Annotated in this window: 19 protein-coding genes; 9 read left to right on the top strand and 10 right to left on the bottom strand. The window is 57.2% G+C overall.

Going from position 1 to position 18,714, the window contains the following annotated elements; genetic code table 11:
• Positions 1-11 precede the first annotated feature (11 nt).
• From HW561_RS17305 to HW561_RS17290, 4 genes are all read left to right on the top strand, one after another.
• Complete coding sequence (locus tag HW561_RS17305; RefSeq protein WP_176866622.1) at positions 12-1,565, top strand: alanine/glycine:cation symporter family protein; 1,554 nt, start codon at positions 12-14, stop codon at positions 1,563-1,565.
• Between the two features lie 182 nt (positions 1,566-1,747).
• The gene (rpmI, locus tag HW561_RS17300; protein WP_010443552.1) at positions 1,748-1,948 is read left to right on the top strand and encodes a 50S ribosomal protein L35; all 201 of its coding nucleotides are present in this window, start codon (positions 1,748-1,750) and stop codon (positions 1,946-1,948) included.
• Between the two features lie 14 nt (positions 1,949-1,962).
• Positions 1,963-2,328: a 50S ribosomal protein L20 gene (gene rplT / locus HW561_RS17295; protein ID WP_176866621.1), complete on the top strand. Its 366-nt coding sequence runs from the start codon at positions 1,963-1,965 to the stop codon at positions 2,326-2,328.
• A 286-nt stretch (positions 2,329-2,614) separates the two neighbouring features.
• Positions 2,615-3,175: a CHAP domain-containing protein gene (locus tag HW561_RS17290; protein WP_235962958.1), complete on the top strand. Its 561-nt coding sequence runs from the start codon at positions 2,615-2,617 to the stop codon at positions 3,173-3,175.
• Positions 3,176-3,458: 283 nt separating this feature from the next.
• Here HW561_RS17290 and HW561_RS17285 read toward each other — a convergent pair whose 3' ends face one another.
• Together HW561_RS17285 and HW561_RS17280 are read right to left on the bottom strand one after the other, a co-directional pair.
• Entirely contained in the window at positions 3,459-3,920 is a 462-nt protein-coding gene (locus HW561_RS17285) for a hypothetical protein (protein WP_176866620.1), read from the bottom strand.
• Between the two features lie 133 nt (positions 3,921-4,053).
• Entirely contained in the window at positions 4,054-5,451 is a 1,398-nt protein-coding gene (locus tag HW561_RS17280; protein WP_176866619.1) for an aminotransferase family protein, read from the bottom strand.
• A 221-nt stretch (positions 5,452-5,672) separates the two neighbouring features.
• Between HW561_RS17280 and HW561_RS17275 the strand changes: the two genes are divergently transcribed.
• Positions 5,673-7,304, top strand: coding sequence for an acyl-CoA synthetase (locus HW561_RS17275; protein ID WP_176866618.1), 1,632 nt, complete (start codon positions 5,673-5,675; stop codon positions 7,302-7,304).
• Between the two features lie 115 nt (positions 7,305-7,419).
• The gene (locus tag HW561_RS17270; protein ID WP_176866617.1) at positions 7,420-8,184 is read left to right on the top strand and encodes a class I SAM-dependent methyltransferase; all 765 of its coding nucleotides are present in this window, start codon (positions 7,420-7,422) and stop codon (positions 8,182-8,184) included.
• An 88-nt stretch (positions 8,185-8,272) separates the two neighbouring features.
• On the opposite strand, the gene HW561_RS17265 is transcribed toward HW561_RS17270, so the two are convergent.
• From HW561_RS17265 to hmgA, 7 genes are all read right to left on the bottom strand, one after another.
• Positions 8,273-8,602, bottom strand: coding sequence for a DOPA 4,5-dioxygenase family protein (locus tag HW561_RS17265; RefSeq protein ID WP_176866616.1), 330 nt, complete (start codon positions 8,600-8,602; stop codon positions 8,273-8,275).
• Between the two features lie 86 nt (positions 8,603-8,688).
• Positions 8,689-9,327 (bottom strand): maleylacetoacetate isomerase, encoded by a 639-nt coding sequence (maiA, locus tag HW561_RS17260; RefSeq protein WP_176866615.1) that lies wholly within the window; start codon positions 9,325-9,327, stop codon positions 8,689-8,691.
• Between the two features lie 23 nt (positions 9,328-9,350).
• Positions 9,351-9,548, bottom strand: a complete 198-nt coding sequence (locus HW561_RS17255; protein ID WP_176866614.1) for a DUF2783 domain-containing protein — start codon at positions 9,546-9,548, stop codon at positions 9,351-9,353.
• A 5-nt stretch (positions 9,549-9,553) separates the two neighbouring features.
• Positions 9,554-11,164: an FAD-dependent oxidoreductase gene (locus HW561_RS17250; RefSeq protein WP_176866613.1), complete on the bottom strand. Its 1,611-nt coding sequence runs from the start codon at positions 11,162-11,164 to the stop codon at positions 9,554-9,556.
• Positions 11,165-11,275: 111 nt separating this feature from the next.
• Positions 11,276-12,226 carry an MBL fold metallo-hydrolase gene (locus HW561_RS17245; RefSeq protein WP_176866612.1) on the bottom strand — a complete coding sequence of 317 codons (951 nt, stop codon included), beginning with the start codon at positions 12,224-12,226 and terminating at the stop codon, positions 11,276-11,278.
• Positions 12,227-12,313: 87 nt separating this feature from the next.
• Positions 12,314-13,570 carry a fumarylacetoacetase gene (gene fahA / locus HW561_RS17240; RefSeq protein WP_176866611.1) on the bottom strand — a complete coding sequence of 419 codons (1,257 nt, stop codon included), beginning with the start codon at positions 13,568-13,570 and terminating at the stop codon, positions 12,314-12,316.
• Between the two features lie 64 nt (positions 13,571-13,634).
• On the bottom strand, positions 13,635-14,990 hold the full coding sequence (gene hmgA / locus HW561_RS17235; RefSeq protein ID WP_176866610.1) for a homogentisate 1,2-dioxygenase: 1,356 nt from the start codon (positions 14,988-14,990) through the stop codon (positions 13,635-13,637).
• A 57-nt stretch (positions 14,991-15,047) separates the two neighbouring features.
• Between hmgA and HW561_RS17230 the strand changes: the two genes are divergently transcribed.
• Positions 15,048-15,500 carry a MarR family winged helix-turn-helix transcriptional regulator gene (locus HW561_RS17230; protein WP_176866609.1) on the top strand — a complete coding sequence of 151 codons (453 nt, stop codon included), beginning with the start codon at positions 15,048-15,050 and terminating at the stop codon, positions 15,498-15,500.
• A gap of 60 nt (positions 15,501-15,560) precedes the next feature.
• A complete protein-coding gene (locus HW561_RS17225) occupies positions 15,561-16,796 on the top strand; it encodes an adenylate/guanylate cyclase domain-containing protein (protein WP_176866608.1) in 1,236 nt (411 codons plus the stop codon).
• On the opposite strand, the gene HW561_RS17220 is transcribed toward HW561_RS17225, so the two are convergent.
• Positions 16,793-17,602 (bottom strand): division plane positioning ATPase MipZ, encoded by an 810-nt coding sequence (locus HW561_RS17220; RefSeq protein WP_176866607.1) that lies wholly within the window; start codon positions 17,600-17,602, stop codon positions 16,793-16,795. The genes HW561_RS17225 and HW561_RS17220 overlap by 4 nt on opposite strands.
• A 218-nt stretch (positions 17,603-17,820) precedes the next feature.
• On the opposite strand from HW561_RS17220, the gene HW561_RS17215 reads away from it, so the two are divergent.
• Positions 17,821-18,708, top strand: a complete 888-nt coding sequence (locus HW561_RS17215) for an AEC family transporter (protein WP_176866606.1) — start codon at positions 17,821-17,823, stop codon at positions 18,706-18,708.
• The last annotated feature ends 6 nt before the right edge of the window (positions 18,709-18,714 follow it).

The following is an 18,714-nucleotide window of genomic DNA, read 5'->3' as shown; positions in this document are numbered from 1 at the left end:
GAGGCATTAAGATGAAAATGTTGAAACAACTGGGCCTGCCCGCCGCAATTGCGGCTTTCACGGCCAGCGCGGCAGCCGCGCAAGAGGCTCCTGGCCTCGATGATAAAATCAATCAGGCGTTCGCTGATCTGACGGGGCCATTTGTCAGTTTTATCTTTGCCCCGTTTCCGGGAACGGGCTTCCCATGGATCGTGGGGTGGCTGGTTATTGCGGCCACTGTGTTCACGCTCTATTTCGCCTTTGTGCAGCTCCGGTTTTTTAGCCACGCGATCAGCTTGGTTAAAGGCGACTACTCTGATCCCAACGATGCGGGTGAGGTCAGCCACTTTCAGGCTCTGGCCACCGCGCTGTCGGGTACGGTCGGTCTGGGTAACATCGCTGGTGTGGCGGTGGCTGTCGGGATCGGCGGGCCGGGTGCCACGTTCTGGATGATTGTCGCAGGCTTGCTGGGCATGGCGTCTAAGTTCACCGAATGTACGCTGGGTGTGAAATACCGCAATGAATATGACGATGGCACCGTTTCCGGTGGTCCGATGTATTACATGTCCAAGGGGTTCGATGAACTGGGCCTGCCGGGCGGTAAGATACTGGCCATCCTGTTCTCGATCTTCTGTATCCTCGGTGCTCTGGGCGGCGGCAATATGTTCCAGGCCAATCAGGCGCATCAACAGATTGCGGGCATTACCGGGGACTATCCCGGCTGGATCACTGGTCTGGTCTTCGCGGTAATCGTCTTCATGGTGATTGTTGGCGGCCTGAAATCCATCGCGCGTGTGACCGAGAAGGTCGTACCGTTTATGGGGGTCATGTATGTGGCCGCGGCGCTGGTGATCATCATCATGCACGCCGATCAGATTGGCTGGGCCTTTGGCCAGATCTTCGCTGGTGCCTTCACCGGCCTGGGCGTTGCCGGTGGCATGGTCGGTGCATTGATCCAGGGCTTCCGTCGTGCGGCGTTTTCGAACGAAGCGGGCGTTGGTTCTGCGGCCATCGCACACTCGGCGGTTCGGACCAAAGAGCCGATCACCGAGGGCTTCGTATCGCTGCTTGAGCCGTTCATCGATACAGTCGTGATCTGTACCATGACCGCGCTGGTGATTATCATCACCCAGCAGCTGATTGTTGATCCGGACACCGGAAAATACATGCTCAACGAAGCGGGCAATGCGATTGCCACTGTCGATGGCAACTCGGGTGTCAGCCTGACCTCGGCGGCCTTTGGCAGCGCCTTCAGCTGGTTCCCATACGTGCTGGCGATTGCGGTGGTTCTGTTTGCCTTCTCGACCATGATCAGCTGGTCCTACTACGGCCTCAAGGCCTGGACCTACCTGTTCGGCGAAGGTCACACCAAAGAACTGGTGTTCAAAGTCATCTTCTGCATCTTTGTCGTGATCGGTGCGGCGGCCAACCTCGGCCCGGTCATCGACTTCTCAGATGCGGCGATCTTTGCCATGGCGGTTGTGAACGTCTTCGCGCTCTACTTCCTGATGAAAGTGGTGCGTCAGGAGCTGGCGTCCTACGCGTCGCGGCTGAAAAGCGGTGAAATCCGCAAATTCGGCCACTAACCCATACCACCGGGGCGGCCCATGTCGCCCCGGCGCCTGACCAGCCTGCTAAAAGCGCAGATTCTGATCGAAACCCCCTTGCCAGTATGACCGAACTTGCGTAAATGGCGCTTCTGATCGCGTGACCGGCCAATGTGGCATGCCGAGTCGCGTTTAGTACCGAACCCCGAAAGGAGACGGAAATGCCTAAGATGAAGACAAAGTCGAGCGCCAAAAAGCGCTTTAAGGTGACTGCGACCGGTAAGGTCCTTGCTGGCCAGGCCGGCAAACGTCACGGCATGATCAAGCGGACCAAGAAATTCATCCGCGATGCCCGTGGCAACACCACCCTGTCCGCCCCCGACGCCAAAATCGTCAAGGGCTATATGCCCTACGACCGATAAGAGGAGATTAAGACATGTCCCGCGTTAAAGGTGGAACCGTAACTCACGCCCGTCACAAGAAGGTCATCAAGGCCGCCAAAGGTTACTATGGCCGCCGCAAGAGCACCTTCAAGGTTGCCCGTCAGGCCGTCGACAAGGCCAACCAGTATGCAACCCGTGACCGTAAGAACCGCAAGCGCAACTTCCGCGCGCTGTGGATTCAGCGGATCAACGCTGCTGTGCGTTCGCATGACGAGGCACTGACATATTCCCGCTTCATCAACGGCCTGACCTTGGCTGGTATCGAAGTGGACCGTAAAGTTCTGGCCGATCTGGCCGTGCACGAACCGGAAGCGTTCGGCGCGATCGTCGCCCAGGCTCAGGCTGCGCTGGCCGCCTGATCCTCTGCATAGAGACAGTGATTGAGGGGTCGTTCCGAAGGGAGTGGCCCTTTTTCTATTGTAGCTGGACAGAAATAGATTGCCTCCGCTTGGAGCCCATTGCAGACTACTTGTTCAAGCGCAGTATTCGTCACTATGGGCGGATATGCGTCTTTTGACTCAGCCATTGGCCTAAATGCGGTACAGGAAACTGGCAAAATCTTGCCGGGGATTGGCAGGCCTCTTTTCATTCCCAAGCAGTTCACTTTAAAACCCAGTGAGTCTTCAGAACTGGCAGTGAAGCTTCTTGCAAAACAACGCCCGCAGAACGAATACGATTTTACCGCGCCTGTCCGGCATCACCCGAACTGCAGTTGCGTTGGGGCTTTTCAGTCTAATCTCTGCCTGCGCCCAAAGCTCGACTCATGCGAATCTCAATCCGGAACGTCAGTCAATGGCGCTGCGCGAGGTCGCGCAAAAGCAGGCCGGTGGGCAAAGGGTGTGGTGCGTTCCTTACGCACGAAACCTCAGCGGCATCGAAATTCGCGGCAACGCCAAGCACTGGTGGGGTAAGGCGCGCAATACCTATAAGCGGGGCACTGACCCGGATGTCGGCGCGGTAATGTCGTTTCAGGCGACCAGCGGGATGCCGCTGGGCCATGTGGCGGTCGTGTCCGATATTGTCACCGACCGTGAAATTATCGTGAACCACGCCAACTGGCACCGCAACAAGGTATCGTTAAAAATGGGCGTCAAGGACGTGTCCAAACACAATGACTGGACGCTGGTCCGAGTAGAAAGCCAGCCAGGCCGGTATGGCAAATTCTACCCGGTGAACGGGTTTATTTATCCGAATGTTGACGGGTAGCCTAACCCAAATTCCCTTCGTGTCTGCGGCGAACCAATGGAACGCGCCACGGGCGATTTTCGCTACGGTCGCGAAGCGCAGACACTAGCCGTCTGCGCAAGGAAGCTGGACGGCTGCATCGTCCCGCATCGCCGACAACCCAAAGAAGTGACGTCATCCCAAAAAGTAGCGGCCCGGTGAGGGCTTAGGCATCAAGCTTCCAGAATTGAGTTTCAGACCTGAACACACGCCCCAAGGCTGCCAACCGCGCGGGTGGCTGGTGGAAATAGTCCGCCGTCAGGGTCTACTTATCCCCGTCCTTCTTTACCAACTGCGCCGCAAATGCGACGCCTGTACCCGGACCGGCATAAGTGACCATAAGCACATCATCGACGTAGACCCCGTTGAATATCCCCGATGAAACGTCATCGCCCGAAATTCCGGCCTCGGCCAAAACAAAGCGTGTCGGGTCATCTAAACTAAAGGTGCCCATAGCCTCTTCCACGATCCAGTCCTTGTCACCAATCCGACGCCAGCGGTTCGTGGCGGTGATTAGGTTGCCGTCCAGCTTGGTGACCTCCAGCTCCATTTCGGTCTGCAGCAGACCTTTGTCGTGGTTCGGATTGGATTTGGCGAAGGCGACCAGATAGGTGCCGGTCCAGGTGCCGACGATCTGGGGGAAACCGCTGCCTTCCTCGGCGCTGACAGGGGTGGCGATGGCCATAACAAAGGCAGCGGCAAGGCTGCGAGCATATCTAAATAGCATGAACAAATCTCCTGAATGGGTGATCACAGGCTATCCAAGTTCAGAGTTTTGGCAAGCCAGTGTCTGACCGAAAAAAACCGGCGCGGGAGGCGCCGGTTTTTGTTGTCTCGATTGTTAAAAGCCGTTGGCGGTATCAGCCAAATACACGCCCCAGCGCACCATCCACCGCGTCAGTGATCTGGTCGATGTCATCCGCCGTGGCGATCAGCGCTGGCGAGAAGCACAGCGTGTTGTTGCGACTGGGGATAGAACGGTTGGTGACGCCGATGATGACGCCCTGGTTCATACAATCGGCCACAACCGCCTGTGCCAGTTTCTCATCCACCGGTTCCTTGGTCGAGCGGTCTGCGACCAGCTCGGCGCCCAGGAACAGGCCCTTGCCGCGCACGTCGCCGATGACCTTGTGCTTTTCCATCAGCGCCTGAAGGTTGGCTGTCATGTGTGCACCCATGTCGGTGCAGTTGCCCAGCAGATTCTCGTCTTCGATGATACGCATGTTCTCGATCGCGGCGGCCGGACCGGCAGTGCAGCCACCAAAGGTAGAGATGTCGCGGAAATAACCCATCGGGTCCGAGGCATCGTCCTTGAACATGTCAAAGACTTCCTCGGTGGTCACCATGCAGGCAATTGCGGCATAGCCCGAGGCAACGCCCTTGGCCATGGTCACGAAATCCGGTTTGATGCCGTATTGCTGATAACCAAACCAGGTGCCGGTGCGACCAACGCCGCAGACAACTTCGTCGATATGCAACAGCACGTCGTATTTCTTGCAGATCTCCTGCACACGCTCCCAATAACCTTCGGGCGCTTCGATAACACCACCCCCTGCGGTCACCGGTTCGAGGCACAGCGCACCAACGGTTTCGGGGCCTTCGCGCAGGATCACCTCTTCGATGGCATCGGCGGCGGCCTTGCCAAATGCTTCGCCGGACAGGTCCTCGTGACCCAGCTCGTGCTTGCGGTATTCCATGCAGTGCGGCACACGCACGAAATCAGGCGCAAAGGGGCCGTATTGCGCGGTCCGCTCGTCCTGACCACCCGCCGACATCGTTGCCAGGGTCGAGCCGTGATAGTCGCGGTCGCGATACAGGATCTTGGTCTTCTTGCCACCATAGCGCTTATGCGCGATCTGCCGGACCATTTTAAAGGCCTTCTCGTTCGCCTCCGATCCTGAGTTGGTGTAATACACCCGGCTCATGCCCGGCATCTTGTCGATCAGCTTTTCGGCAAAGATCGATCCGGGGATCGACCCGGCGGAATTGGCGAAATAGCACAGCTTCATCAGTTGGTCGTAAACTGCCTTGGCGATGGATTCGCGGCCATAGCCGACGTTGACAGTCCAAACCCCGCCCGAGACGGCATCCAGATGTTCTTTCCCATTCTGATCCCAGACGCGCATGCCCTTGCCTTCGACAATGATACGCGGGTCGTTGGTTTCAAAAGGTTTATGCTGGATCAGATGGTGCCAGATATGGGCGCGGTCGGCCTCAATCACACGGGAGAGATCGTTTTCGTTGAACGTGCCGTCCATGACAAGTCCTTTCAATGAGGTGCGGTGCACGGGATATGGAAACACCACATCCCTGCATGTGTTTCAGATACTTCAGATCACCGCGAATAGCCCATAGTAGATAGGGCCAGATTGTATCATCCCGTATCGCCAGTAAGCCAGCGCGTCGTATTTCTACGGGTTTGTCAGATGTCCAACTTTATGCTCAAGTCACGCATGGTGCAAATTGGAAGGGCCAGCGGATGATAGCCACAAACATCTACAAGCGTCATTTGGACAAATGTGGTGCAAATTACACGCCTCTGTCCCCGCTCAGCTTTATCGAACGCACGGCGCATGTATACCCGGATTACCCGTCGGTCGTGTACGGCGAACGCAGGTATGTTTGGGCCGAAACTTATGCCCGCTGCCGCCGCCTGGCGAGCGCTCTGTCTGCGCGCGGCATCGGGCTCGGCGACACGGTGTCGATCATTGCCGCCAACATTCCCGAACTGTACGAAGCGCATTTTGGCGTGCCCATGGCGGGCGCGGTGCTGAATGCGATTAACACACGTCTGGATGCGCCAGTCATCGCCTTCATTCTGGGTCATGCCGAGGCCAAAGTGCTGCTGGTCGATCCCGAATTTTCGAGCGTGGTCAAAGAAGCGTTGAAACAGGTCGACCGCCCCGATCTTCTGATTGTCGATATCGAAGACCCCAGCTTTGACGGCGGCGAGAGGCTGGGTGGACTAACCTATGATGCGCTGTTGGCCGAGGGCGATCCGGATTACGCCTGGTCCCTGCCCGGCGATGAATGGGACGCGATCACGCTGAATTACACCTCCGGTACCACAGGCAACCCCAAGGGCGTTGTCTATCACCACCGGGGGGCGGCCCTGAATGCGCAGTCGGATATCCTCGATTGGGACATGCCGAAGCACTCGGTCTACCTCTGGACGTTGCCGATGTTTCACTGCAACGGCTGGTGTTTTCCCTGGGCCATGGCGGCCAACGCTGGCATCTCGGTCTGTCTGCGGGCGGTGCGGGCCGAACCGATCTACGCCGCGTTCCGAGATGAAAAGGTCACGCATTTTTGTGGCGCGCCGATTGTGCTGAACATGCTGGCCCATGCGCCGGATCACCTGAAGGATTTCGATCACCAGATCAAGGTGATGACGGCCGGCGCTCCGCCGCCCGCCGCCGTGATCGAAGCGATGGAGGCAATGGGCGTTGAAGTGACCCATGTCTATGGCCTGACCGAGACGTACGGGCCGTCAGTGGTGTGTGCATGGAAGGACGAGTGGAATATCAAAGAACCCGATGAGCGCGCCGCGCTGAAGGTGCGCCAAGGGGTGCGGTACACGGCACTGTCGGGTCTGATGGTAGCTGACCCGGACACGTTGGAGCCTGTACCGGCCGATGGTGAAACCATGGGTGAGATCTTCATGCAGGGCAATGTGGTGATGAAAGGGTATCTGAAGAACCCCGAGGCCACGGACAAAGCATTCACCGGCGGCTGGTTTGCATCCGGCGATCTGGGTGTGATGCATCCCGACGGCTATATCGCGCTGAAAGACCGGTCCAAGGACATCATTATCTCGGGGGGCGAGAATATCTCCTCTGTTGAGATTGAGGGTATTTTGTACAAACACCCCGCCGTGATGGAGGCCGCCGTAGTCGCTCGCCCAGATGAGAAATGGGGTGAAACACCTTGCGCCTTTGTCGAGCTGAAACCGGATGCCACCGTGACTGAGGCAGAGCTGATTGCGTTTTGCCGGGACAACATGGCCCATTTCAAAGCGCCCAAAACGGTGGTGTTTGGTACTTTGCCCAAAACATCAACCGGCAAGGTTCAGAAATTCGCGCTGCGCGATCAGGCGCGAGCGCTAGCGTAGGCACCGAACAGCCGGACTCCAGTCTTTGTTTGCGAACAAGTTCCGATACTTGCATATACTGGCAAAGGACTTTGCGCGCGGTACGCCACAGCACATTTTGCATCAGGAACAATCGATGATCTCTGTCGAAGAAATGATGGACGCCGTCAAACGGCCGGAAATCCAAGCTTTGAATCTGGATGCATTTTCCAAGAACGATATTCTGAATTTCGCCCTGCAAAGGTCCGAGATTCTGCATGATGTGCCGCGTTCCGGCAGATTGATAAGAGCATGGTCTGTCGGCAATCCTGCGCCTCTCCTGGCTCACGTTGAAGCCCAAGGCGATGAGTTGGCCCGCAGGGCGGCAGCGATCATCTTCTTGGAGTACTTGCAGCTCAAGGCCACGATTGATCAGATTTCGCCGACTTCTGTTGCCGATATCGGGTGTGGATATGCTATTTTCGACCTGTTTCTTTGGAAAGATCAGCGCTGCCGCATAACGCTGATTGATTTGGAAATCTCAGATGAGAAGCATTTTGGTTTTCATGAAAAGGGGGCAGCGTATTCAGACCTCAGCGTCGCCAAAGCGTTTTTGACAGGCAATGGGGTAGACCCAAACGACATTGAATGTCTAAACCCGAAATACGATGATGTGTGCGATGGACCGTCAATCGACTTGGCGATGAGCTTCATCTCCTGCGGCTTCCACTACCCAATTGATACATACGAGAGGTTTTTTCGCACGCGAGTGTCTGATGACGGAAAGATCATACTTGATCTACGCGCACGTGTGGCAGCTCAGGGCATTCAGGAACTGGAAGATCTGGGCCGCGTGACTGTTGTGACGGATGCGGCCCGCGGTAGCGCCAGACGCGTATTGGTGGAAAAGGACACTGGCTGACTGATTTGGATGCCTGCCCGTCGTGCCAGATGTGATCACTGCTCCAATTTGCATCTGGAACTTAGGACCCAAGCTGAAAGATCAGACGTCAGTCAAAGATCGACAAATCCAGTTCCAGCATCTCGCCCATCCAGAATGCATGGTCGCGGTGATCGGTAAGGTGGTCGCCGGTTTCCGGATGGGTGAAGATTGTCAGCCCCTGTCGGTTCAGCATCAGCCAGGGGATAACCCGATCAAACGCATCTGCGGCAAAGCCCAACTGGCAACTCCAGCGCGCATGCGGACCAACGTTGCGCGCGTGCATGCGGCCCATTTGAACCGGAAAGAGGCGGGCGGCCTCTTCGCAAATCTGTTGAGCCGTCGCTTGCGTGTCGGCATCGAAATAGACATGTGCGTGGTAGCCGGTGATCTCTGACATCTGGACCTCTTTTGCCTGTTGAGGCAAAGCTAGATCCAATCCACATTCAATGACACCCATACGTGTACACAGAGGCTGTGCAGCCACTATGTGGGGGCGTGTGCATTAGGATGTGCGGCCGCAAAAGCGGGGTGGCCTGCGCAGGCGGCTTCGACCTGCAAAAGGCGCGGCATGTCCGACAGATCGACCTGCCACCGGCGGGCATTGTAGATCTGTGGTATCAGACAGATATCGGCCAGACCGGGCTGTGGGCCGGTGCAAAACGGTGACTGTTCAAACCCACCCAGCAAAGCCTCGAACGCCTCTAAGCCGGGCTGAATAAAATGCTGCATCCATTCAGCGGGCATTCCCGGGTCATTGCCACTGAGCGTGGTTGCGTATTTGGCAACCGACAGGTTGCAGACAGGATGAATGTCCACTGCGATGGAGTGGGCCAGCGCCTGCACTTTGGCACGTGCGGCCGGGTCGTGGGGCAGCAGGTTCAGGTGTCGTGTCTGGTCCAGATAGTCGAGGATGGCCAGAGATTGCGTCAGTTGCAGCCCATCGATTTCCAACACAGGTACCAGCCCTTGCGGGTTACGTGACAGATGTGTGTCTTTTCTTTGCTCACCATTCAGCAGATCTACGACAACGGCACGATATGCGATCCCGGCCAAATTCAGTGCGATCCGTAGCCGGTAGCTGGCAGAGGACCTCCAATAGTCATAGAGTACGACGTCGCTCACTCGGAACCTCCGTGCGATGTGATTTACCTGTCGGTCAGCGCCGCGGCTTGGAGCGCTTGCGTCAGGATGGAGTTATCTCCGACATGATTGGCCAGAACCAGCACCAGCCGTGCATTAAGCGCATCGCTTTCGGCCTTGTCCAGCCCGTCATGCGCGGCCAAAAGTCCTGCATAAAAACCGTCCGCATCGTTGATATTCGGTGTGAGGATCAGATCAGACATGTTGCTTACTCCTTACCACTGGCCCGGCGGATTGCCTGTCGAAAGGCATTTTCTTCATAGCTGTCGCGCCGCGCAGCGACATACTGATCCGGGCGGATCAGATAGACCGCGCCATCGGCTTTGCCCAGATACCGGTTTTTGAGGGCCATTGATGGGTCATCCTTGACGGATAGGGCAAGTCGTGTGACCTCGATTCCGTCTTCTACCAACATATCCGGGGCATCTGCGTCTATCGTAAGCAGTGTATATTTTCCCGCAAGCATTGGCAGCAGAAACGCGTCACCCATTGGCGCATCCGGGCAGACCGATCCGGGGCGCGTCTGGGTGGGCCCGTTCAGCGCATCGGCCGAGTTCAGCGAGGATCCGTCATAGGTGCATGGTTCGCTCAACCGGCCGGAATTCACCAGCGGGCGGGCAAACTCGTAATGCTCACTGAGATCCAGAACTGCGTCTCGCAACAGGCGGGACATCTGGGATTTCGGCGTGATAAAATCGGTGGACCGGCTGGAACACTGAATGTTTTCGTCTGCGCCCTGGACGCGCTCGACGTTATAACTGTCCAACAGGCTGTCCGGTGCTTTGCCATCGATCACCAGCTTGAGCTTCCAGCCCAGATTGTCGATGTCCTGCAGGCCCGAATTGGCGCCCCTTGCACCGAACGGGCTGACCTGATGTGCGCTGTCACCAGCGAACAACACGCGGCCCCGGCGAAAATCTTCCATCCGGCGGCACTGGAACGTGTAGATCGAGACCCACTCCAGCTGGAATTCGACATCTTCACCCAACATCGCCTTAAGACGTGGGATCACGTTTTCAGGGCGTTTTTCACGCTCTTTGTCGATGTCCCAGCCCAATTGCAGGTCAATGCGCCAAACGTTGTCCGGCTGTTTGTGCAGCAACGCTGATTGTCCTCGGTTGAAAGGTGGATCGAACCAGAACCAGCGTTCCGACGGAAAGTCAGCCTCCATGATCACATCTGCAATCAGGAAGTTATCCTCGAAAATACGCCCTTCGAAATCAATCCCCAGCATCTTGCGGGCCGAGGAGTTGGCGCCGTCACATGCGATCAGCCAATCGGCCTCGACCGTATAGGGCCCTTCCGGGGTTTCAACTTCCAGCCGAACATGATCGTCATGGGTGCCAATGGCCCCGACCTTGTTGCGCCCCCGTATTTCGATGGGTGCGCCTTCGGCCTGCAAGGCCTGCACGCGTTCCACCAGAACCTGTTCCAGATAGTATTGCTGCAGGTTTATGAAGGCTGGATTAGCTACCCCTTCATCGGGTTGCAGATTGAAGTCATAGACCTGGCGATTGTCGAAGAAGACTTTGCCCCGATCCCATCGAACACCCTTGTCGAGCAGCGGTTGCCCGCAACCCAGCCGATTTGCGATGTCCAGTGTGCGCTGGGAGAAACAGATTGCCCTGCTTCCAAAACTGACCTTGTCGTTTTCATCCAGCACCACCACCTCGACACCTTGTTGTGCCAGATCGATGGCAGCGGCCAGTCCGACTGGCCCCGCGCCGATGAGAATTACCTTGTGCCGAACTGGCGTCACGGCGTCCTGATCCGGGCTGCGGTCAAAGGCGTAAAGTGGAACGTCGAAGATCTTGTTCATGGGCTTCCCCCCAAACCTGATGCGCCTACGGCAGTGGCCGTTGGCTTCGCGGTATGGTTTCACCGATTCCCTTTCGGCAAAACGATCTGGATCAAAGTCGCCTGTTTTTCCTTATCCCTGCAACGCCTCCCACATCTCAAGATCGCGCTGGGCGGTCCATATGCGGGGGGTGTCGATGCCGCGCGCTTCGTCATAGGCGCGCGCGACGTTGAAGGGCAGGCAGTGCTCGTAGATCGCATAATCCGCGAATTTGGGGTCACATTCAGCGCGCACCGCGTCCCAGGCTTGTTTCAGCGACCCACCCCGCGCGGCCACCTTGGCCGCCGGACGGTAGGTGCTGCTGATGAAATCACGGGTGTTTTCGATGGCCGCGTTCACCATGTTCTTGCCGATCAGAGCATCGCCCCGGCCCGGCGCGATGGCATCCACGTCGAACCATTTGATCTGATCCAGCGTATCGCCCCAGTCGTTGAAGTGACCGTCGCCGCAGTAGCAGGCCGAGTGGTATTCGACGATGTCGCCGGTGAACATCACGTTCTGGTCTGGCACATGGATCACAATATCGCCCGCTGTGTGGGCGCGGCCCAGATGCATCAGGTCGATGCGGCGATTACCCAGGTAGACGGACATCGTGTCGCTGAATGTGGTGGTCGGCCAAGTCAGCCCGGGAATGCTCTCATACCCTTTGAACAGGCGGGGAAAGCGCTGAAATTCGCTGTCCCAGTCTTCCTGCCCCCGTTCAACGACCATGGCGCGGGCTGTATCGGACATCAGGATCTGTTGTGCGCCAAAGGCACTGGCGCCCAGAACGCGGACGGCATGGTAGTGCGTCAGCGCCAAATGGGTGATCGGCTTGTCGGTGACTGCGCGGACACACTCGATCACCTTGTTGGCCAGACGCGGGGTGGCTTGCGCCTCGATGATCATCACGCTGTCATCTCCAATGATGACACCCGAGTTCGGGTCGCCCTCGGCGGTGAACGCGTAAAGGTCTTCGCCGACTTCGGTGAACGAGATTTTCTTTTCCGCCATATCTGCCTGAGACGCGAATGCCTTGGCCATGTGGTTTCGATCCTTTTGTCGTTTCGCCAGTGGTAGAGGTTGGATGCCTCCGGCGGGAGTATTTGGGAAAAGATGAAAGGTAACGCGTTACCTTTTGTAAGGGTCCTCGACTGCGGGCAGGATGGTGCCGGTGCAAGTGCCGAACCCGATTGTGTAGCCCTCGCCTTTGGCCGCGCCTGTCAGGGTCAGGGTGTCGCCATCCTTGATAAAGCTGCGGGTTTCGCCTGTGTCCAGCGTCAGGGGTTCTTTGCCGCCCCAGCTGAGTTCCAGCAGCGAGCCGCGTTCCGGTTTGGTGGGCCCTGAGATCGTGCCCGAGCCAAGCAGGTCGCCGGTATTCATCGGGCAGCCGGATGTGGTGTGATGGGCTAATTGCTGCGCGGCGGAATAGTACATCTCGCGGTAGTTGGTTTGTGTAATGATGGTGGCGGTTTTACCTTCGGGTGCCATCGTCACTGCCAGGTCGATATCATAGAGCATCGGACCGCAGTTCTTGAGGTGATCCAGCAACTCGACCTCACGCGTCGGCGTGTCGCAGCGAAATGGTTCCAAAGCGGCTTTGGTCACGATCCACGGAGAGATTGAGGTCGCAGTTGCTTTGGATTGAAACGGGCCAAGGGGCTGGTACTCCCATGCCTGAATGTCGCGCGCGGACCAGTCGTTCAGAAGAACATAACCAAAGATGTGGTCATCCGCTTCCTGAACGGTAATCGGGCCGTCCGAAGGTGTTCCGACGATGGCCCCCATTTCGAGCTCGATATCAAACCGGCGGCTGGGCAGAAAGGCAGGTCGGTCCTGATCGGGGGATTTCAATTGTCCCCACGGGCGGCGGATATCCGTGCCAGAGACCACGACCGAGGAGGCGCGGCCGTTATAGCCAATGGGAATATGCAGCCAGTTCGGCGGCAGCGCATTTTCCGGTCCACGGAACATGGTGCCGACGTTCTGGGCATGGTGGCGACCGGCGTAGAAATCGGTGTATTCGCTGACGGCGAACGGCATGTGCAATTCCGCGCCGTCCTGTGACACCAACAACGCTTCGACTTTGTGCTGTTGGTCGAACCCTTCAGCCAACAGAGTGATCAGCCGGTCCCTAAGCGCCGCCCAAACGGCGGGGCCCTCGTCCATTAGCGGGTTCCAGAAAGGCAGGTCGAAGAGCGGCTCGTCAGACAGTATAATGAGTCCATCGGCTTCGGCGGCGGTGACGTCGAAAATCATGTCGCCAATGGCGACACCGCACCGGGGCTCGGTCGTTTCGGTCGAGAACACGCCATACGGCAGGTTGTTCAGTGGAAACGGGTGGGTCGCGTCATTGGCCGAGACGACCCAGGACTTCATCAAAGACATCTTTTCTCCAAACCTGTGTCTGGCGCCAAGGTTTTTACTGAAAACGATGGCTATCCAATAGTGCTTACTTCTTTCCCGGCGTGCCGTCGAATTTCTTCTCAAGCGACGTCCAGCAATCGATATAGTCATCCTGCAACGGTGCTTCGTTGGCGGCAAATGTCGTCAGGTGTTGCGGGAAGCGGGTTTCGAACATGAAGGACATGGTCTGGTCCAGCTTGTCCGGCCCCAGATTGGCGTTCGACGCCTTTTCAAAGGCTTCATTGTCAGGGCCGTGTGGGATCATCATGTTGTGCAGGCTCATGCCGCCGGGGACGAAGCCCTGAGGTTTAGCGTCGTACTGTCCGTAAATGTTGCCCATCAGCTCGGACATGATGTTCTTGTGGTACCACGGCGGGCGGAACGTGTTCTCGGCTACCATCCAGCGTTCGCGGAACAGGACAAAGTCGATATTGGCCGTGCCCGGCTGGCCTGATGGGGCCGTCAGGACGGTAAAGATTGACGGATCAGGGTGATCGAACAGGATCGCGCCAACCGGACAGTATGTGCGCAGATCGTATTTATAAGGTGCGTAGTTACCGTGCCACGCAACCACGTCCAACGGGCTGTGGCCGATCTTGGTCGTATGGAACTGTCCACACCATTTGATGGTCACGGTCGAGGGCACCTCGCGATCCTCGAACGCCGCCACCGGCGCCTTAAAATCGCGGGGGTTGGCCATGCAGTTGGCACCAATAGGACCACGGCCCGGGAGTTCGAATTTCTGCCCGTAATTCTCGCAGACAAAGCCGCGCGCGGGTCCTTCCAGAACTTCGACGCGATAAAGTAGCCCACGTGGAATGATGGCGATCTCCTTGGGCGCAAGGTCGATGATCCCCAACTCGGTCGCAAAGCGCAGGCGGCCTTCTTGTGGCACCACCAACAGCTCGGAATCCGCCGAGAAGAAATAGTCATCGACCATCGATTCCGTGACTAGATAGATATGGCTGGCCATGCCGACCTGCGTATTGACATCTCCGGCGGTTGTCATCGTCCGCATGCCGGTCAGCCAGTTCTGGCCGCTGTCAGAATGGGGCACCGGGTCCCAGCGGTACTGACCCAGGCTGATCACATCAGGGTCGATGCAAGGCGCTGATTTCCAATGAGGCAGATTGATCTTTTCATAACGATGCGAATGCTTCACCGAAGGCCGGATGCGATAGCACCAGGTCCGCTCGGGCGGATTGGCTGTAAACGCCGTACCACTCAGCTGCTCTCCGTAAAGGCCATAGTTGCACTTTTGCGGGCTGTTCATCCCTTGTGGCAGGGCGTCGGGCAGGGCTTCGGTTTCGAAATCGTTGCCAAAGCCGGGCATGTAACCGGCATGTGTCCCGACCGGCGCGTTGGCTTGGGTCAGAGTGTGCGGATTCGTCGGACGATTCATCGTGTGTTCCTCCGTTTGCTGCTTGTCGGATAATAGTTGATTTTGTAACTAACAAGCATGACAAACGATAAATTCAGAAAAAATGATGATTTTGACCTGCAGAATTTCCTGCCGTTTCTATTGAATCAGGCCGCCGAGGAAAGCTCGCTCGAGTTTCAGCGCGCCTATAAAGACCGCTATGGTCTGTTGCGCACCGAATGGCGGGTTCTGTTTCACCTTGGCATCTTTGGTGAGATGACCGCCAAAGATATCGGCGAACGGGCCAAAACCCATAAAACCAAGATCAGCCGGGCCGTGCGCAAGCTGGAACAGCGCCGCTTTCTGAAGCGCTCACGGGATGAAGGTGATCGCCGGGTGGAATGGCTGGTGCTGACACCGGCGGGACAAACGGTTTATCGGGAGTTGCGCGGGATCGCCCAGCAGTATGATGCACGACTGGCAGGTCTGTTCAGCGCAGACGAAGCGGCGTTGCTGCGTCGCATGCTACGGCGTCTGGCCGGAATGGATTGAGTACTGGTAATTCGATCCGATCATGCCCAGATGTGTCACTGAATTGACGCGGACACCATAATGAAACCTTCTGATACCCTTGCGGCCCCGATGAATAGCTTGATTGACTGGTTGGTCGCGAAAGGGCTGGAAGGTGCCGGGCAGGAAGAATTACTGGACGGGTTCTGCACGCGTCTTGTCGACATGGGCATTCCCTTGATGCGCTTTCACGCGGCGCAATCGACCTTGCACCCGCTGTATGGCGGAACAGGCTATAGCTGGTACAAGAACAGGGGTGGTGAATCCGAAAAGTTCGAAAATACAGACACGCCAAGCGAGATCTGGCAGCGCAGTCCACTTTACGCCTTGCTGCACGAGGATCTGGACGAAATTCGTGCAAAACTGGTCGATCAGAACGACCCCAGCCGATTTCCCTTGCTCAATGACCTGCGCGAGAACGGTGCGACTGACTATTATGCGACAGGCATTTCGTATGACCGGTCGGGACATGTACGCCCCGAGGGGGGGCAGAAAGTCAGTGATGGTGTGCTGATGTCCTGGACAAGCGACGCGCCCAATGGATTTGAAGATCACGATCTGACGCAAATCAACGCAGTCTTGCCCCATTTGGGATTGGCGTTGAAATCAGATAAGAACCAAAATATGGCGAAGGACCTGATGCGTATCTATCTGGGGCGCGATGCGGGGCGGCGCGTGTTGTCAGGTGAAATCCGGCGCGGTTCACTTCAGCAGATTGATGCGGTGATCTGGAACTTTGACCTCGAAGGGTTCACCAACCTGTCCGAAGATCTGCCGGGGCATGAAATCATCGATATGTTGAATGATTATCTCGCCGTTGCCGTTGGTGTGGTGCACGACAACGGGGGCAACATTCTGAAATTCATGGGCGACGGCCTGATGGCCATGTTCGATGTCGGCGAGATCGACGCAGATGCCCGTGCCGCGCTTGGGGCTGTACCACAGCTACAGACCCGGATGGACGACCTCAACGCTCAACGGCGGGCCGATGGATTGCCCGTGGCAAACTTTACGCTTGCCCTGCATTCGGGTGAGATCCTGTACGGCAACATTGGCTCGAAAACCCGTCTGGATTTCACGGTGATCGGCCCCGCCGTCAATCAGGCTGCACGGATTGCCGGGATGCATAGATCACTCGGTCAGAGAATCCTGATTTCCGACGATGTCGCCCGTGCCGCGCAACCCTGTGCGCAGGACCTGATCTCGGTGGGCCGGTACATGCTGCGTGGAGTACACGAACCCAAAGAGCTGTTCACCGTCTATACGCCGACGGATTAAAAGTCGATTTCGACACCCGGCAGGTTCAACTCTTTCATCATATCACGCAATTCCTGCCGTGCCGCAATGTTCGAGATGTTCATCTGCCGGACCCCGATATCTTTCAGATCCAGCAAGGTCAGGCCGCGCGGGAACAATTCGCGAAAGATGACCCGCTCGGAAAAGCCCGAGGCGACACGGAACCCGATCCGCTGCGACAGCATCTCGATGGCGCGCTGCATCTTTTCCTTGTTCACCATGCGCTGGGTGCCGACCCGGTTGCGCACGACGATCCAGTCGATCGGTTTCAACCCGGCCTGCGCCCGCAACTGCCGCGCGTTCCAGACCATCTCGGAATAGACAGATGGCCCGAGGATCTTCTCACCTTTCGAGTCGATGCGGGCGAGCAGGTCAAAGTCGATGAAGCTGTCGTTCAGCGGCGTGATCAGTGTATCTGCCAGTGAATGTGCCACCTGGCTCAGTCGGGTATGCGAACCGGGGCAGTCGATCAGGATGAAATCACTGTCGCTTTCCAGCTCGGACACGGCGACGGACAGGCGGTGATCATAGATGTTTTCGCCGGGCTTCAGCGTGCTCGCGTCGATCTCGGGCAGGTCGTGATGGCGCGGGCTGGGTAGGGTAGCCTCGGCGCCATTCAGAAAGTTGCCACGGTTTTCGAAATAGCGCCCCAGACTGCGCTGCCGCAGGTCCAGATCCAGCGTGCTGACCTTGTGGCCCAGACGCGCCAGCGCTGTCGCCACATGCATCGACACGGTCGATTTGCCTGCGCCGCCCTTTTCGTTTCCGACCACAATGATATGTGCCATGCTTGTGTTCCCAAGTCGTGCCGTGTTTGTCCACACGTTGTTACAGGCCACTATATGTTGTGTCAGCGTGGAAGGAAAGAACCTCAAGCGCCGCTGAGGGGCAATATCAGGCTCTAATTTGGAAAACCTTTCCCAGATCGCATGTTACAGCGCAACGCTTGCCAAACCTGCGGCCCTGATTCACTGTCTGATCAGGGGTTCGGCAAGGAGGATGCGGGTTGGATCACCTGTTTCTGAACGTATTGAACGTGGTTCTGCCCGTACTGATCTGCGCCGGGATCGGGTATTGTCTGGCCGTTTTCCACGCGCCCTTCGACAACAAAGTAATTGGCGGCATCGTTTCAAAGGTCGGGTATCCGACGCTGATCATCTCGCACCTGCCGACCACCAAACTGGCTGTCGGAACCTTTCTGGACATGATGACTGCCGCCGCCTTGGCGGTGGCGGCGTTCGGGGTTCTGGGGTTCCTGGCGCTTCGGGGCCTTCGCCTGCCGGTGCGCGCGTTCCTCACGCCGCTGATGCATGGCAATGTGGGCAATATCGGCCTGCCGATCACTTTGTTGGCGCTGGGCGATGCGGGCATGGCCTATACAATGGCGTTTGTGGTCGTTGTGCTGGTCAGTATCTTTACTGTCGGCATGTGGATACCGGCTGGTGAGTTCTCACCAAAGAAATTGGCAACGTCACCTATCATCTATGCGGTGATCGTGTCCCTGATCCTGATGGCCACAGGGCAGAGCCTGCCACAACCGATTTCCAGGTCCTTTGACATCATGGGTGGTTTGTCGATCCCTTTGATGCTGCTGACGCTGGGCCATACGTTGGCCACTTTGCGGATCAACAGCCTGGGCCGGGCCGTGCTGCTGACGGCGTTGCATCTGGTGATGGCCGTGGCAATTGCCAGTGCCTTGATCTGGCTGTTCGGGTTTACCGGCACTGAACGCGGGGCATTGATCCTGTGCTGCTTGATGCCTTCGTCCGTGGCGACCTACCTGTTCATCGACCAGCATGTGCCGGAATACGGGCCGGATGTGGCCGGATTCATTCTGGTCTCGACCTTGACCACAATCGTCGTGCTGCCAGTGGCGCTGGCGTATTGGATCTGACCTCGC

Source organism: Ruegeria haliotis (genome assembly GCF_013377785.1).
In the GTDB taxonomy this organism is placed as follows: domain Bacteria; phylum Pseudomonadota; class Alphaproteobacteria; order Rhodobacterales; family Rhodobacteraceae; genus Ruegeria; species Ruegeria haliotis.
The sequence above is the reverse complement of the archived record's forward strand: the minus strand, read 5'-3'. Positions and strand labels throughout refer to the sequence as shown.

Excerpts from the sequence above, each read along its gene's own strand:
- HW561_RS17305 (WP_176866622.1), top strand. The coding sequence starts at position 12 with ATGAAAATGTTGAAACAACTGGGCCTGCCCGCCGCAATTGCGGCTTTC.
- rpmI (WP_010443552.1), top strand. The coding sequence starts at position 1,748 with ATGCCTAAGATGAAGACAAAGTCGAGCGCCAAAAAGCGCTTTAAGGTG.
- rplT (WP_176866621.1), top strand. The coding sequence starts at position 1,963 with ATGTCCCGCGTTAAAGGTGGAACCGTAACTCACGCCCGTCACAAGAAG.
- HW561_RS17285 (WP_176866620.1), bottom strand. The coding sequence starts at position 3,920 with ATGCTATTTAGATATGCTCGCAGCCTTGCCGCTGCCTTTGTTATGGCC.
- HW561_RS17280 (WP_176866619.1), bottom strand. The coding sequence starts at position 5,451 with ATGGACGGCACGTTCAACGAAAACGATCTCTCCCGTGTGATTGAGGCC.
- HW561_RS17275 (WP_176866618.1), top strand. The coding sequence starts at position 5,673 with ATGATAGCCACAAACATCTACAAGCGTCATTTGGACAAATGTGGTGCA.
- HW561_RS17270 (WP_176866617.1), top strand. The coding sequence starts at position 7,420 with ATGATCTCTGTCGAAGAAATGATGGACGCCGTCAAACGGCCGGAAATC.
- HW561_RS17265 (WP_176866616.1), bottom strand. The coding sequence starts at position 8,602 with ATGTCAGAGATCACCGGCTACCACGCACATGTCTATTTCGATGCCGAC.
- HW561_RS17255 (WP_176866614.1), bottom strand. The coding sequence starts at position 9,548 with ATGTCTGATCTGATCCTCACACCGAATATCAACGATGCGGACGGTTTT.
- HW561_RS17250 (WP_176866613.1), bottom strand. The coding sequence starts at position 11,164 with ATGAACAAGATCTTCGACGTTCCACTTTACGCCTTTGACCGCAGCCCG.
- HW561_RS17245 (WP_176866612.1), bottom strand. The coding sequence starts at position 12,226 with ATGGCCAAGGCATTCGCGTCTCAGGCAGATATGGCGGAAAAGAAAATC.
- fahA (WP_176866611.1), bottom strand. The coding sequence starts at position 13,570 with ATGTCTTTGATGAAGTCCTGGGTCGTCTCGGCCAATGACGCGACCCAC.
- hmgA (WP_176866610.1), bottom strand. The coding sequence starts at position 14,990 with ATGAATCGTCCGACGAATCCGCACACTCTGACCCAAGCCAACGCGCCG.
- HW561_RS17230 (WP_176866609.1), top strand. The coding sequence starts at position 15,048 with ATGACAAACGATAAATTCAGAAAAAATGATGATTTTGACCTGCAGAAT.
- HW561_RS17225 (WP_176866608.1), top strand. The coding sequence starts at position 15,561 with ATGAAACCTTCTGATACCCTTGCGGCCCCGATGAATAGCTTGATTGAC.
- HW561_RS17220 (WP_176866607.1), bottom strand. The coding sequence starts at position 17,602 with ATGGCACATATCATTGTGGTCGGAAACGAAAAGGGCGGCGCAGGCAAA.